Origin of the sequence: Myxococcus sp. SDU36, from assembly GCF_030168875.1 — a bacterium.
Taxonomy (GTDB): Bacteria; Myxococcota; Myxococcia; order Myxococcales; family Myxococcaceae; genus Myxococcus; species Myxococcus vastator.
Genome location: NZ_CP077414.1, coordinates 5,945,720 through 5,959,296, shown reverse-complemented (window position 1 = coordinate 5,959,296; position 13,577 = coordinate 5,945,720). Strand labels below are relative to the sequence as shown.

Below are 13,577 nucleotides of genomic sequence, written 5' to 3'. Positions count from 1 at the left end.
ACGGGCGGCGCCCTGAAGGCCGCCGTCGCCCGGCTGGGAGGAGGCTCGGCGACTACTGCTGCCGGCCTTCGATGGCGCACATGAGCACCGCCGCCGCGATGCCGAGCCGCCGGTCCAGCTTGCGGTCGGTGTCCATGGAGAAGTCCAAATCAATCTTCTGGATGAACGGGTTGAAGCGCTGGTGGAAGGCGAACACCTGGGTGTCGCCCAGCGTCCCGGTGAAGGACTGGGGAATCAGCGCGGTCAGGAAGCGGCGCACCAGCGCCATCATCATGCTGTCCTCTTCAATCTTCCCCACCTCCTGGTCATTCGCGTCCAGCACCAGCCACTGGTCGCGGAGGAGGGAGCGCAGGCCCTTGCGGCGCAGCGCGCCCATGCGCTCGCCCGTGGCGGTGTCCGTCACGTCGTACGTCATGCCGAAGTCGAGGATGCCGCGCGCCTTGATGGTGAGCAGCTCCTCGCGCAGCTCCTCGTCGCCGTAGATGCGGATGTCCTCCTTCAGCTTGAAGGCCTTCAGCTTCGAGTAGAAGGCGAGGTTCCCCGCCTCGTCGTAGATGTGGAACGCGTCGCCGAACAGCTTGAAGAACTTGCGGCGAATCATGTAGCGCGTCTGGCCGAAGCGGCCGGGGGCCAGGTGGCTGGGAGGGCGGGTCTGGAGTGCGGTCGACATTCCGTCACCCATAGCAAAGGTGCTAGCGGGAAGGCGGGTACTTCTGCAGCTTCCGCTGGAGCGAGCGCCGGTGGATGCCCAGCTTGCGAGCCGCCTCGGAGATGTTGCCGCCGCAATCCGCCAGCACGCGGTTGATGTGCTCCCACTCAGCACGCGCCAGGGACGGGGCCTCGAAGCGCTCCGCCGCCGCGACGGAGGGCTCGCCGGACGCGCGCGCGAAGGCCGCGAGCAAATCGTCCGCGTCCGCGGGCTTCGGCAGGTAGTTCACCGCGCCCAGCCGGATGGCATCCACCGTGGTGGCGATGCTCCCGTAGCCCGTGAGGACGATGACGCGCGTGGAGGCATCCACCGCGAGCAGGTCCCTCACCACCTCCAGGCCGCCGCGGCCCGGCATGCGCAGGTCCACCACCGCGTACTCGGGCGACTCGCGGCGCGCGGCGGCCAGGGCCTCGTCGTAGTCCCCCGCGGTGGTGACGTCCCAGCCGCGCTCGCGGAAGGCGCGCGCCAGCCGCTCGCGCAGGGTGGAGTCGTCATCCACCAGCAGCAGGCTGGGGCGCTGCTCCGTGCCCGCGCCATCGACGCTCATGGCGCGCCCTCCGTCACCGGCAGCGCGAGGCTCGCCGTGGTGCCCTGGCCCGGCGTCGAGCGCAGCTCCAGCGAGCCGCCCAGCTGCTCCACCAGCGTGCGCGCCAGGAAGAGCCCCAGGCCCATGCCTTCGCCCGGTGGCTTGGTGGTGAAGAAGGGCTCGCCCGCCCGGGACAACACGTCCGCCGCCATCCCCGTGCCCGCGTCGCGCACCTCCAGCAAGGCGCCTTCGCCGCGCGCTCGCACGCGCAGCTCCACGGGACGTGACACCTGGGAGGCCTGGAGCGCGTTCTTCACCAGCCCCCGCAGCACCCGGGCCAGCGCCCGGGGCGGGCCGTGGACGCGCCACTCGCGGGCCTCGGCGGGCAGTTGGACCGTCACCCGCTCCGCGCCGGGGAGCTCCGCCAGCATGTCCTCCACCAGCCGGGCCAGGGGCACGGGGTGGAAGGGCTCGCCCGTCGTCTGCCCGGCGTCCGCGGACATCTGCACCAGCACGTCACGGCAGCGGTCCACCTGCTGGCGGATGAGGCGCAGGTCCTCGCGCACGGACTCGGAGGTGCCCGCGGTGGCCAGCGCGCGCTCCACCTCCTTGGCCACCACGGCGATGGTGGACAGCGGCGTGGACAGCTCGTGCGCGGCGCCCGCGGCCAGCGTCGCCAGCGAGGCCACCTTCTCCCGCCGCGCGTGCAGCGCGCGCGCCTGCGCCAGCTCCTGCTCCCTCGCCCCGAGCGCCCGCGTGACGCGCTGGACGAAGTAGACGATGAAGCCCGCGGCCACCGCGAAGGCCACCCACATGCCGTTGAGGTGCAGCCGCATCAGCTCCGCGTGGTCCGGCCGCGACAGTCCCGCTGGCAGCTCCACGTCCTGCAACACGAAGAGCGAGCCGAAGGCCGTCAGCGTGAAGCCGAGCAGCCCCCACATCCACCGCGAGGGCAGCAGCACGGTGCCCAGCGCGACGTTCACCAGGTAGAGCGTGGTGAAGGGGTTGTGCGTGCCGCCGCTGAGGGCCAGCAGGCCGGTGAGCACCAGCGTGTCCCACAGCATCAGCTTGCCAAGGGAGCCCTCCGTCACCCGGAGGCCGCGCGCCAGCCACGCCCGCGCCGACACGTTGGTCAGCGCCTCCAGGCCCAGCAGCGCGAACAGCACCGGCACCGGCAGCGCCAGCTCCAGCCCGAAGGCCGCCACGCCGATGACGAGCGTCTGGCCCAGCAGCAAGCCCCATCGCAAGCGCAGCAGCCACTCCAGGTTGATGCGGGCCCGGGAGTCGGGCTCTGGGAGCGGCGGGGCGGCTTGGGGCGGAGGCGTCATGGTGCGGCGGAGGAGGGGGGCACCACCGAGCGGGCCACGTTGGCCACCAGGTCCACGTTGGCGGGCGGCTGCTCGGCGCTGACGCCATCCAGCCACGTATCCCACGAGAGCGCAAAGACGAGCTGGGTGTGGGGCTCGGCTTCCGACAGCGTCACCCACTCCAGCAACACGTCCACCGACGCGCGCGTCTGGAAGCTCACCTCGAAGGGCTGGGGCTCGCCGTCCTGTCCGGTGCGCAGGGTGCCGCGCAGGTGCAGGCTGCGGCCCACCATGTCCACCGGCGCGTCGCCCTGGGCGGCGGCGGCCAGGCCCTGCGCGTCGCTGCCCGCGGGCTCGAAGTGGAGGCGCGCGTGGCAGTAGCGGCCCGGCGCCGGGCGCAGCGTGCCCAGCGGAATGACCGTTCCATCCGCGCTGCCCAGGCTCACCACCCGCGGGACGTCCATCCGCATGGGGTTGGTGGCGGTGTGGTGGGCCCACGCCGTGCCCACCGGTGAGAGCTGGCGCAGCAGGCGCTTCCAGCCGACCTCCGCGCACGGGAGCAGCTCCACGCTGCCCAGCGTGACGAAGCCGCTGGTGAAGACGGCGTGGGTGCCCTGGTCGTTCATGAACTCGCGCGCGCCGGCCGCGCCCGAGATGGGCCGCGCACGGGCGGTGATGAGCGCCAGGTCGAGCGTCATGCCGTCCTGGACGTTGGTGCCGCCGCAACCGGTGACGGACAGGAGGGCGGCGCCCATGGCGACGGGCTTGAGGAAGGAGCGCATGGTTCAGAGGTCGTAGGCGACGGACAACATCGCGATGGGCGTGGGAGCGACGCGGCCACGCAGTTGGTTGATGAAGGGCACGCGGACGCCCGCCGCGACGACGACATCCATGCCCGGGCTGAAGATGACGTCGGGAGACGCGTAGCCGATGAAGCCGCCCGTGTGCTCATGGCGGTCGCTGTCCGTGTGGCCCTGGTGCTCGGCTTCCGTGTCGGCCGGCGCTTCCAGGCGGCTGTCGAAGCCCAGGCGGAGCGCCCAGCGGGCCGACGGCTGGTATTGCGCGGCGAGCGTGGTGCGCAAGGAGGCACCCGCGCGGAAGCCCTGGATGCCGCGCGTGGGGAGGAAGCCCGTGGCGCTGGCCAGGAAGGACCAGCTGCCGCGGAAATGCTGATAGGCGAAGCCGGCCAGTGGGTCCACCGAGCCGCTGCCCAGCTGACTGTCCAAGGCGAGCTGGGCGCCGTCCGGCCCGCGCAGCACGGGCGCGGTGGGGAGCTTCACGCCGCCCAGCACGCTGAACAGGTGGTCCGCGGAGAAGGCCTTGTCCTGGAAGAGGAACACCTTCGCGGCGACCTCCACGTCGCCAAGGCCCCAGCCGCGGTCCCGGGCGAGGCTGACGTGTCGCACCTCGCGGGCCTGCAGGGGCAGGGTGGCGGAGAGGAACAGCCAGGGGAGCGGCGCGTAGGCCACCGCCAGGTCCATGCGCGCCTCGCGCAGGCGCAGGGCGTCCACCCCCTCCGTGCCCACCGTGTGGCCCCAGCCCCGGACGGTGGAGGACACGCGCAGGCGACCGGAGAAAGGCTGCTCGGTGCCCATGGACATGAGCGTGGGGTCGCCACAGGCGCAGGTGGCGCAGGCCCAGGCGCTCGAGGTGGGGGCGAGCAGCAGGGCGCTGGACAGCAGGAGGGTGACAGTCAAAGCGTTCTTCACGGCCCGGGCACCATACGTGCTGCTCCGGAGGCTCGCGTGTGGCGTGTTGTCGCAGCGTGCCATGGCCTGGAAGGGCCCGCGGTGAAGGGCGAGCAGGCAGGCGAGCGGCTGGTGTCACGCAGGAATCGATGCCCACGTTGAGAATGACGACGTCCTGCCAGCGTTGTGGGGCTGGGAGGAGGGACCACAGGGAGGATTCATGGGCGTGCTAGCGCCGATTGGACGGCTGCTCTTCTCGGCCATCTTCATCACCAGCGGCCTGAACCACTTCTTCCAGTTGGAGGCGTTGACGGGCGTGGCCCAGGCGTCCGGGGTGCCGGAGCCGCGCCTGGCGGTGCTGGGGTCCGGCGTGGCGCTGGTGGTGGGCGGCTTGTCCGTGCTGCTGGGCGTGTTCGCTCGACTGGGCGCGGCGGCCATCGCCATCTTCCTGCTGTCCGCCGCCTTCATGGTCCACCGGTTCTGGCTGGTGACGGACCCGGTGCAGGCGCAGAACCAGCTCATCCACTTCATGAAGAACCTCTCCATGGCGGGCGGCGCGCTGTTCATCGTCTACTTCGGGTCCGGGCCCTTCAGCCTGCGGCGCAAGAAGGCGGAGGGGCTGGGCAGCGGACGGCTGGGCGTTCCGCTGCGACCTTGAGGCTCAGGGCGTGGGGGCGCTGACGGCCGGGGCCTCCGCGCTGTCGGGGACCCAGGTGATGAAGGTCGAGGCCTCGGGCAGGTTCCGCTTCAGCTTGTCGCAGGGGACGTGCACGAGGGCGTGGTTGCTGCTGCCCGACGTGAGCAGGAGCACGGCACACCGGAGCAGGGGTTTGCGCATGCTACCCGCTCCGGCCGTACGGGGGCATGTCACCCCGCGCTGACGGCGGCCTGGCGCAGCGTGAAGAAGGCCACCTCCGGTTCGCTGCCTCGGCGCAGGTAGGGGCCTCCGAAGCCGAAGCCCAGGCCCCGGTTCACGTACAACTGGTTGCCATTCACGTGGTAGTGGCCGCGGATGTACGGCTGGCCCGCGCGGCGGAAGATGGCCTCCGTCAGGCCGCGCACCACGAACTGGCCGCCGTGCGTGTGCCCGGAGAACTGCACCAGCCCCGCGTGCGCCGGCAGCTTGTCCGCCGTGGGCGGCGTGTGCGCCAGCACCAGCCGCGTGCCCGACACCGGCGCACCCCGGAAGGTGGCCGCCACGTCGTCCCGGCCCGTGAGCCCGTCGTCGATGCCCAGCACCGTCACCGGCGCGCCCTTCACCTGCACCTGCCGGTGCTCGTTCTGCAGCACCGTGTAACCCATCCGCTCGAAGGACTCGCGCAGGTACGGCGCGTTCACCCAGTGGTCATGGTTCCCCATCACCACGTAGACGAGCCCCTCGAGGCCGGCCAGCAGCTCGCGCACACGCGGCAGTGGCTTGGGGCTGTGCGTGACGTAGTCGCCGGTGAGGAACACCAGGTCCGGCTTCTCCGCGTTGACTGCCTCCACCGCCCGGCGGATGCGCAGCGCCGAGGTGGCCAGCCCCACGTGCACGTCCGACAGCTGCGCGATGCGCAGGCCGTCATGCTCGGCGTGCATGTGCTGGAGCATCAGCACGTTCTCCGAGAGGGAGAAGTGGTCCCGCAGGCGCAGGCGCCGCTCCGTGCGGAAGGGGTCGGCGCCGCTGCGCGCGACCAGCGCATTGCGCTCGTCCTCCTGCACGCCCCGCCGGAGGCTGTTGGCCGGAGCTGCCAGGGGCGCGGCACGACGGGCGAGACGTCTCAGGCGCATGCGGTTCGGTTCCTTTCCGTGCCAGGGACGGCGGGAGGGCTCGTTTGATTCTAGAGAGCCAGGTGGGGTGGGTTGAAGCAGGTGTCTCTCGCACGCCTGCCCAGCCAGCGGCCGGCGCTCGGGGTGCAGGGAAAACCCGCGCGATTTCAGGAAGATTCCGAAGCGTCCTCAGGCATTCTTCCACCATGGGACAGACGTCCGGGGGGCGTGCCGTGACGGTAGCCGTTGGGATTGCTACACCCGGGGAGGCGATGACCCCCAGGCTCGGGTCCGCCCAGGACACGGGGCCGGACGTGACAGCACCAGCAGGTGGAGGAAGCGCCGCGCCCCCTCCCGGCGGCGGTTCGCGGCCGGTGGAGCTGGCCGAGCTCATGTCCACGGTGCCGCTGGGCATGGCCATCATCGACCGCGAGCTGCGCTTCGTCGAGGTGAGCGACGCGATGGCCGCCATGCACGGCGTGTCGCGCGAGGCCCACCTGGGCCGGTCCATGGTGGAGGTGCTGCGCGCCGACCCCTCCGCGGCCGACGTGGTGCGCCGCGTCCGCCGCGTGCTGGAGACAGGCGTGGCGCTGGAGGGCGTGGAAATCATCCACCGCGAGTCGGACGCCCATGGCGAGCGCACCCGCGTCTACCGCGCCAGCTACCACCCGGTGCGCCGTGAAGGCGACATCGTCGCCGCGTGCATCTACGTGGAGGACATGACGGAGCGTCGCCGCGTGGAGGCCCAGCGCGACGCGGGCGCGGCCCGGGAGCGCTCGGTGCGCGAGCAGGCCCTTCGCGAGACGCAGGAGGCCGTGCGCGCCCGGGATGAGTTCCTCAGCGTGGCGGCCCACGAGCTGCGCACGCCCCTCACCAGTCTGCGCCTGCACCTGCAGTTGCTGCTGCGCCAGGTGGGAGGCTCGAACCAGGAGCCGCCCCCGGAGCTGGCGCCCAGGGCCCGCGTGCTGGACCGTCAGTTGTCGCGGCTGGTGGGGCTGGTGAACACGCTGCTGGACGTGTCTCGGCTGGCCGCGGGCCGCTTGTCGCTGGAGCCCCGGGAGCTGGACCTGGCGCAGCTGGTGCGGCAGATGGCGGAGGCCTTCTCCGAGGAGTTCAACCGCGCCGGCAGCACGCTGTCGCTGCACGTGGACGGGCCGCTGCTGGGGGAATGGGATTCGCTGCGCCTGGAGCAGGTGCTGGTGAACCTGCTCTCCAACGCCGTGAAGTACGGCGGAGGCCAGCCGGTGGAGGTGTCGCTGGCGAGCGAGGGCCTCACGGCGGTGCTCGCCGTGAAGGACCAGGGCATCGGCATCTCCGAGGACGGCATGGCGCGCCTGTTCGGCAAGTTCGAGCGCGCGGTGTCGGAGCGGCACTACGGCGGCCTGGGCCTGGGCCTCTTCATCACCCGTCAAATCGTGGAGGCCATGGGCGGCAGCATCACCGTGCGCTCCGCGCAGGGAAAAGGCTCCACGTTCATCCTCCGCCTGCCCACGCGGCCCCCGGTGCCCACGAAGGCCGCCGCGGGCGCGCGGTAGACTCATGACGCGAAACCCCGGGGCGCCTGTGCAGGGCACCCCGGGGACTTCCCCGTGCTTCAGTTGCCGCGGAGGACCGTCAGGCCGCTGTCGGTGAGGACGTACAGCGCCGCTGGCGTCACCCGCGGGTCGTGGATGAGCTGCCGCACCCGGGAGCCGCTCACGCCCGCCACCTTCTCCAGCGTCTTCAGCGGCGTGAGGCGCCACAGGCCCGAACGGGCCGTGCCGATGTAGAGCGAGCCGTCACCCGTGGCCGCCAGCGCGTTGATGTTCTGGAGCGCGGCGCGCTGCTCCTCGTTGGCGCCGGTCAGCCGGGTGCCCGTCTGGGCCTGATTGGAGGCCCACGTAATCGTCATCTCCCAAAGGCCGTGGTCCTTGCTGCCCAGGTAGTAGCGGCCGTCCGTCGTCTGCTGGAAGCCGCGCCAGCTGTCGAACTCGCTCATGCTGTTGAGCTGGGGCAGGTAGGAGGACTCCACTTTCATCAGGTTGACGCGCTTGTCCATGTTGTCCCAGTCGCCATGGTGGGGCGTCGGCGTGACGATGCCGAACATCCATTCGTTGGCGATGAGGACGTCCCCGTCCTGCGCGATGCCCAGCCCGTAGGTGTAGCCCGCCATCTGGCTGCCATTCTCGTTGAGCCACACCGGGTGGCGGTGGGAGCTGTACTCCAGGCCGCGGATGCGGGTGACGCCGTGGTTGGAGCCCACGTAGACGTCGCCCTTGTCTCGGCCGTGCATCACCGTCACGCAGCTCAGGATGCTGCGGTCCTCGTCGAAGTGATGGTCGTTGCTGTTGCGGATGCCCAGGTTGTGCACGTCATCCAGCCGGCGCGGGCCCGTCTGCACGTGGGGATTGCCGTTCGCGTCCGTCGTGTTGCGCACCGACTGGTGCAGGTGCTCCTCGAGGACAATCTCCCCGCTGCCGTCCAGGCGCACCACGTCCACGTCACCCTGCCTGTAGTACTGGAGCCGGCGGTGGCTGTACGGGAAGCACGGCTGCGCCGGGTCCGGCTGGTAGCACTCGTTGGGGCTGACGATGTAGTTGGGCTGCAGGCCCGGGAACTCCGGGTCCGTGCGCAGGTCGGTCGTGGCGTAGCCCACGTAGGCGCGGCCCGCGCCGCCACCGCAGATGACGGTGGAGCCGGTGGCCGCCCGGTCCGGACCGAAGCCGCCCTGGGCCTGGCCAATGGGCGAGCGCGTCCAGACGACCTGCTGCGTGTCCGCGCGCAGCACGCCAATCCGGTCCCCATCCAGCAGCCAGATGTTGTGCGCGGCGTCCACGCCCACCGCCTGCGCCCGGGAGATGTTGTAGCGGGACGAGTAGTTCGTCACCGCGTCCGTCGGCCACGGTCCTTCAACAGGGCCGCTGCCCGCGTCGGGCTCCGGCTCCGAGCCCCCGTCGGGCTCCGTGCCCGCGTCGGGCTCCGTGCCCGCGTCCGGCTGCGTGCCCGCGTCCGGCTGCGTGCCGGCGTCGGGCTCTGGCCGCGTCACCGGTGGAATGTTGTCGATATCGTTGTCCGTCGTGGGAGACGTGGGCTCGTTCGAGCCACCGCATGCCCACGCCGTCATCACCACCGCCCCGAGACATCCGCCCCACAGTCGTCGATTCACCGATTCCTCCTTCCTCGGGACGCACAGCAATTCGCATACCGGGCTTTGGACGCCTGGCCGCCTGGGAAACAGGGCCTGCATGGGCAAAACACTTCCCTGTCTGGAGAAGAAGAGGGCCTCGCGGTGACGAAAAACAAACGGGCCCGCCTCCGGTGTGGAAGCGGGCCCGTTCCGAGGCACGATGCGCGTGTCGCCAGGACTACCGCGTCGGCGTGCCGTCGAGCTCCTTGTCGACGGACTCATGCGGCTGCGTGCCCGCGCCGCCGGTGCCCGGCTGCTTCTTCTTGGCACCCTTGGGGCTGGTGGCGCGCAGCTCCAGCGCCACGACCTCCTGGCCCTCCAGCTGGAACTTCGCGCGCACCGAGGCGCCTTCCGGAATCTCATCCGTCTTGGCGACCTTCTTGCCGTCCAGCATCAGCTTCGTCTTGTCGCGCACGTCCAGGTCCGCGTCAGGCAGGCCCGGGCGGGACAGGCTCACGCCGTCCGCGGTGGCATCCTTGAGGGTGCCTCGCAGGCTCATGGCCTTGTCCATCTTGAAGGTGCCTTCATCCTCCGTCTGGACGCCCGTCACGTCCTTGGCGGCCTCGCCGATGGCGGGCCCCACTTCCGTGGCGTCCACGCCGGTGCTCTTCTCCGTACCAGGACGGGGCACCTGCGTCCGCGACGGCTGCTGCTGCGCGAACGCGGCGCTTCCCACGCACAATGCGACTGCGGCGATGAGCTTCTTCATCATCCCTCTCCCTGAGTTCAGTTCGGTTGGACCGGCTGCTGGAAGCAAGGGTGGGGCCGCTTCCTGCTCTCGCCAATCCAGGCCGGATGCCCCTGGGCGCCCCTGGCCGCAGGGCAGCCGGGCGGGCGCTCGCGCTCAGTTGGGCAGCTGACTGAGCCGCTTCACCGCGGTGAGCAGCTCGCGCAGGTCCAGCGGCTTGCGCAGCCAGCCGGCGACGCCCAGGCCCTCCGCCGCGCCCCTCACGTCCAGGTCCGCGCTGGCCACGAGGACGGGGATGCGGTTGAAGCTCGTGTCGTGACGCAGCGCCTCGCGGAAGGCGAAGCCGTCCATGCGGGGCATCATCAGGTCGAGCAGGATGAGGTCCGGCATGGATTCGACCTGGCGGAGCTGGGTCAGCGCCTCCAGGCCATCCGCCGCGAGCAGGACGGCGTAGCCTTCCAGCTCGAAGACGTCCTGGAGCGCGTCACGGATGTCGAGGTCGTCGTCGACGACCAGCAGTGTCTGAAGGGGTTGCACCGAAGCCTCCGGCGAAGGCGGGGCAGTCTTCCCCGCGACGCCGTCCCCAGGATGTGTCCGCTCCCCTGAAGGCGGAAGCGCATGGCAAGCCCGGGGGCGGGCAAATGCTCAACCCCCGACGCATGCCAGGCCGCTCTCCGACGCATCTTCCCGGTGCGCGCGCCTGGGGCCGCGGTGGCCCCGTCACTCAGTTGCAGCCGTCGCAGAGACCGCGAAGCTGCACTTCCACCGAGCGCTGGGACACCGCGCGGGGGACGCCCTTGGAGGACGCGATGCGGACCGACTCCTCCGGGAGGCAGGCCACGGTGCCGCAGTCGGTGCAGGTGAAGTGCGGGTGGCTGCCGTTGTGCTCCTCGCCCGCGCGCTTCAGCTCGAAGCGCCAGACGTGGTCGCCCAGGTCCGCCCGCACCACGAGCCCGGCCTCGGTGAGGTCCGTCAGGTTGCGGTAGATGGTCACCCGGTCGTAGCCCTCGTCACCCAGCGCGTCCACCAGGTCGGCGTGGCTCATCGGGGACGTGGCGTCCTCCAGCTCCCGCAACACCGCCACGCGGGGCGCGGTGCTGCGCAGGCCCGCGGAACGAATCCGGTCCTGGAACTCAGTGAGCTTCGGCTGCACGGCACTTCGCTTTGCTCCCATGATGCCCTTTCGATACCCGATTTGACGGTCACTTTCACCCTGCTGAGACCTGGAGCGTTGAGTCTTCACGCTCCGCGTGACACCTCTCAGCGGGTCTCCCCCGACTCCCCGCGCGTGCTTCCAGTAGACGGTTGTAGCTGCTTCCAATGCAATCTGGATGCAGAAGAATCGCTGTTGCCTCCGTGAGTGGATGAGCCGTGCGTCCACAGGCCCTCACCCGGTGCCTGGTGGCTGACCTGCCCGGCGTCATCCGACGGAGGGGGCGGGAGGGGGCGCTGGATTTCCGGGAGCCGCGCGGCATGTCGCTGGGGAAGACCTCCGGGGTGGCGGGCTGGCCACAGGTGAGCCCCTGCCTGCCCGGATGCGACTGTTGACGAGATACCGCTGCCGCGCTGGATGCATCCGTCACGCAGGTGCGTTCCGGGAAGGAGGGCCCAGGGCCGGCGACCGACTGGCGGTCGTTTGCACCGGAGAACACTTGCCGCCGGAGCGCTTGACTCGGTGCGTTCGGTGCCCAGACTGCGACTCTTTCCTTCATCCGGGGTGCCTGAACGCCCTGGCCGCCCGCCCGCCTTCGACCCGTCGTGATGACGCCCTCCCTCCTGCTCATCGATGACCCCGGTGCCTCCCGGGAACTCCAGGTGCTCGCCCTGGAGAGCCAGGGCTGGCGGGTCTGGGTCTCCGCGGATGTGCCGGGTGCGCTCGCGCTGCTGCAGGCGGAGTCGGTGCAGGTGGTGGTGGCGGCCGCTGGCCTGCTGGTATCGGACGGGACGCACCTGGAGTCACTGCAGCGCGCCTTGGCGCTGGCGGGCGCCCTGTTGCAAATCAGCGCCTTCCCCGCGGAGCGGGAGGCGCTGCGCCCGCTCGAGCTGCGGGTGGAGCGCTACCTGAGCCGGCCCCTGTCGCTGGGGGCGCTGGTGGAGGGGGCGCGGCAGGCCCTCCCGGCGGAGGCGGGCGGGGGGCCGGAGACACGGCGGCCACACGTGCTGGTGGCGGACGACGACCCTGTCTCCCGCAAGCTGGCGCAGCTGCACCTGGCGCCCTTCCGCTTCGACGTGACGCTGGTGGCGGACGGCGCCACGGCGTTGGATTTGGCGCGGCGCCGCGGGCCGGACGTGGTGCTGGCGGACGCGCTGATGCCGGGCATGGACGGCTTCAAGCTGTGCCTGGGGCTGCGGCAGGACCCTCGGTTGGCCCGGGTGCCCGTCATCCTCACGCACACCGTGGCGCCCGACGAGCTGGACCTGCGCATGGCCCACAACGTGGGGGCCAACCGCTTCGTGCGCAGGACGCAGGAGGGGGACGAGCTGGTGGGCGCGCTCCTGCGCGAGCTGCGCGCCGGTGGGCCGCCCCACACGTCTCCGCCCGTGGACCTGAGCACCGAGGACCACCTGTACCGGATGGTGCGGCAGTTGGAGCGGCGGGTGGGGCTGCTGGAGCAGGCCGAGCGCACCGCCCGGGAGAGCGAGGCGCGCTACCGGCTGGTGGTGAGCGGCTCCTACGACGGCATCTGGGATTGGGACTTGCGCGGCCAGTCCTTCTACTGGAGCCCGCCGCTGCTGGACATGCTGGGCCTGGGGCCAGGGGACTTCGGCGGGACGTTCTCCGCCTTCCTGGAGTTGATTCACCCGGACGACCGGCCGGACGTCATGGCCGCGCTGTCCGCGCACCTGGAGCGGGGCACGCCCTATGACGTGACGCTGCGGCTGCGGCACGTCACGGGCACCTGGCGCTCGTGCGTGAGCCGCGGCCGGGCGCTGCGGGACGCGCAGGGCCGCCCGGTGCGGATGGCCGGCATCATTGGCGACGTGACGGAGCAGCTGCGCCTCTACCGCGAGACGCAGGAGGCGGTGCGCGCGCGCGACGACTTCCTCAGCGTGGCGGCCCACGAGCTGCGCACCCCGCTGGCGGCGCTGCGGCTGCGCGTGCAGGGCGCCCAGGGCGTGCTGCGCGCGGGCCTGGGCGGCGGGCCTGGGCGGCTGGAGCGCGCGCTGGAGTCGGCGGACCGGCAGGTGCAGCGCCTGGCGGACCTGGTGGAGTCGCTGCTGGACGTGTCGCAGCTCCAGGGCGGCGCGCCCCGGCTGCACCTGGAGGACGTGGACCTGGCGCTGGTGGTGCGCGAGGCGGTGGTCCGTTCGGAGGAGGCGGCGGCGCGCGCGGGCTGCCTGCTGGTGCTCAGCTCGCTGGAGCCCACGCCGGGGCGGTGGGACGCGGTGCGCCTGTCCCAGGTGATGACGCACCTGTTGTCCAACGCGATGAAGTTCGGGCCGGGCAAGCCGGTGGAGGTGGCGCTGGAGTCCGGACAGGACGCGGCGACGCTGATGGTGAAGGACCATGGCATCGGCATCGCGCCCGGGCGGCTGGAGAGCCTCTTCCGCCGCTTCGAGCGCGCCGTGCCGGTGCGGCACTACGGCGGGCTGGGCCTGGGCCTGTACCGGCTGCGCCGCATCGTGGAGGCACATGGGGGCGGCGTGTCCGTGGACAGCACGCCCGGAGAGGGCGCCACGTTCCGCGTCCGCCTGCCGCGCGAGCGGCCGCCCGTGGTGAGGGACTGACGGCGCGTCCCTCAC

General features: G+C 71.4%; 14 protein-coding genes. 3 read left to right on the top strand and 11 right to left on the bottom strand.

The window, feature by feature from the left end; translation table 11 throughout:
- Nucleotides 1-52: 52 nt before the first annotated feature.
- Genes KGD87_RS24030 through KGD87_RS24010 form a run of 5 tightly spaced genes read right to left on the bottom strand, consistent with a single transcriptional unit; the run spans nt 53 to nt 4,251 of the window.
- Complete coding sequence (locus KGD87_RS24030) at nt 53-670, bottom strand: LURP-one-related family protein (RefSeq protein ID WP_284662859.1); 618 nt, start codon at nt 668-670, stop codon at nt 53-55.
- Nucleotides 671-692: 22 nt separating this feature from the next.
- Complete coding sequence (locus KGD87_RS24025; protein WP_284662857.1) at nt 693-1,256, bottom strand: response regulator transcription factor; 564 nt, start codon at nt 1,254-1,256, stop codon at nt 693-695.
- Nucleotides 1,253-2,563 (bottom strand): ATP-binding protein, encoded by a 1,311-nt coding sequence (locus KGD87_RS24020; protein ID WP_284662856.1) that lies wholly within the window; start codon nt 2,561-2,563, stop codon nt 1,253-1,255. Before KGD87_RS24020 ends, KGD87_RS24025 begins: the two co-directional genes overlap by 4 nt.
- Nucleotides 2,560-3,324: a hypothetical protein gene (locus KGD87_RS24015; protein ID WP_284662855.1), complete on the bottom strand. Its 765-nt coding sequence runs from the start codon at nt 3,322-3,324 to the stop codon at nt 2,560-2,562. The genes KGD87_RS24020 and KGD87_RS24015 overlap by 4 nt, the downstream gene beginning before the upstream one ends.
- Nucleotides 3,325-3,327: 3 nt before the next feature.
- Complete coding sequence (locus KGD87_RS24010; RefSeq protein ID WP_284662854.1) at nt 3,328-4,251, bottom strand: transporter; 924 nt, start codon at nt 4,249-4,251, stop codon at nt 3,328-3,330.
- Nucleotides 4,252-4,450: 199 nt separating this feature from the next.
- On the opposite strand from KGD87_RS24010, the gene KGD87_RS24005 reads away from it, so the two are divergent.
- Complete coding sequence (locus tag KGD87_RS24005) at nt 4,451-4,888, top strand: DoxX family protein (protein WP_163781870.1); 438 nt, start codon at nt 4,451-4,453, stop codon at nt 4,886-4,888.
- A 3-nt stretch (nt 4,889-4,891) separates the two neighbouring features.
- Here KGD87_RS24005 and KGD87_RS24000 read toward each other — a convergent pair whose 3' ends face one another.
- The gene (locus KGD87_RS24000) at nt 4,892-5,068 is read right to left on the bottom strand and encodes a hypothetical protein (protein WP_284662852.1); all 177 of its coding nucleotides are present in this window, start codon (nt 5,066-5,068) and stop codon (nt 4,892-4,894) included.
- A gap of 29 nt (nt 5,069-5,097) precedes the next feature.
- Nucleotides 5,098-6,000, bottom strand: coding sequence for a metallophosphoesterase (locus tag KGD87_RS23995; RefSeq protein ID WP_284662850.1), 903 nt, complete (start codon nt 5,998-6,000; stop codon nt 5,098-5,100).
- A gap of 353 nt (nt 6,001-6,353) precedes the next feature.
- On the opposite strand from KGD87_RS23995, the gene KGD87_RS23990 reads away from it, so the two are divergent.
- A complete protein-coding gene (locus KGD87_RS23990; RefSeq protein WP_350102596.1) occupies nt 6,354-7,514 on the top strand; it encodes a sensor histidine kinase in 1,161 nt (386 codons plus the stop codon).
- Nucleotides 7,515-7,573: 59 nt separating this feature from the next.
- On the opposite strand, the gene KGD87_RS23985 is transcribed toward KGD87_RS23990, so the two are convergent.
- From KGD87_RS23985 to KGD87_RS23970, 4 genes are all read right to left on the bottom strand, one after another.
- Nucleotides 7,574-9,367, bottom strand: coding sequence for a hypothetical protein (locus KGD87_RS23985; RefSeq protein WP_350099635.1), 1,794 nt, complete (start codon nt 9,365-9,367; stop codon nt 7,574-7,576).
- Complete coding sequence (locus KGD87_RS23980; RefSeq protein WP_163781864.1) at nt 9,324-9,857, bottom strand: hypothetical protein; 534 nt, start codon at nt 9,855-9,857, stop codon at nt 9,324-9,326. Before KGD87_RS23980 ends, KGD87_RS23985 begins: the two co-directional genes overlap by 44 nt.
- Before the next feature lie 132 nt (nt 9,858-9,989).
- The gene (locus KGD87_RS23975) at nt 9,990-10,370 is read right to left on the bottom strand and encodes a response regulator (protein ID WP_284662846.1); all 381 of its coding nucleotides are present in this window, start codon (nt 10,368-10,370) and stop codon (nt 9,990-9,992) included.
- Between the two features lie 187 nt (nt 10,371-10,557).
- Nucleotides 10,558-11,007, bottom strand: a complete 450-nt coding sequence (locus KGD87_RS23970; RefSeq protein WP_176412337.1) for a Fur family transcriptional regulator — start codon at nt 11,005-11,007, stop codon at nt 10,558-10,560.
- Between the two features lie 587 nt (nt 11,008-11,594).
- Here KGD87_RS23970 and KGD87_RS23965 point away from each other — a divergent pair.
- Entirely contained in the window at nt 11,595-13,562 is a 1,968-nt protein-coding gene (locus tag KGD87_RS23965; protein WP_284662843.1) for a hybrid sensor histidine kinase/response regulator, read from the top strand.
- Nucleotides 13,563-13,577 lie beyond the last annotated feature (15 nt).

Coding starts and splice junctions, on each gene's coding strand:
- KGD87_RS24005 (WP_163781870.1), top strand. CDS start 4,451: ATGGGCGTGCTAGCGCCGATTGGACGGCTGCTCTTCTCGGCCATCTTC.
- KGD87_RS24000 (WP_284662852.1), bottom strand. CDS start 5,068: ATGCGCAAACCCCTGCTCCGGTGTGCCGTGCTCCTGCTCACGTCGGGC.
- KGD87_RS24020 (WP_284662856.1), bottom strand. CDS start 2,563: ATGACGCCTCCGCCCCAAGCCGCCCCGCCGCTCCCAGAGCCCGACTCC.
- KGD87_RS23985 (WP_350099635.1), bottom strand. CDS start 9,367: ATGAGTCCGTCGACAAGGAGCTCGACGGCACGCCGACGCGGTAGTCCT.
- KGD87_RS24030 (WP_284662859.1), bottom strand. CDS start 670: ATGTCGACCGCACTCCAGACCCGCCCTCCCAGCCACCTGGCCCCCGGC.
- KGD87_RS24015 (WP_284662855.1), bottom strand. CDS start 3,324: ATGCGCTCCTTCCTCAAGCCCGTCGCCATGGGCGCCGCCCTCCTGTCC.
- KGD87_RS23965 (WP_284662843.1), top strand. CDS start 11,595: ATGACGCCCTCCCTCCTGCTCATCGATGACCCCGGTGCCTCCCGGGAA.
- KGD87_RS23995 (WP_284662850.1), bottom strand. CDS start 6,000: ATGCGCCTGAGACGTCTCGCCCGTCGTGCCGCGCCCCTGGCAGCTCCG.
- KGD87_RS24025 (WP_284662857.1), bottom strand. CDS start 1,256: ATGAGCGTCGATGGCGCGGGCACGGAGCAGCGCCCCAGCCTGCTGCTG.
- KGD87_RS23980 (WP_163781864.1), bottom strand. CDS start 9,857: ATGATGAAGAAGCTCATCGCCGCAGTCGCATTGTGCGTGGGAAGCGCC.
- KGD87_RS23970 (WP_176412337.1), bottom strand. CDS start 11,007: ATGGGAGCAAAGCGAAGTGCCGTGCAGCCGAAGCTCACTGAGTTCCAG.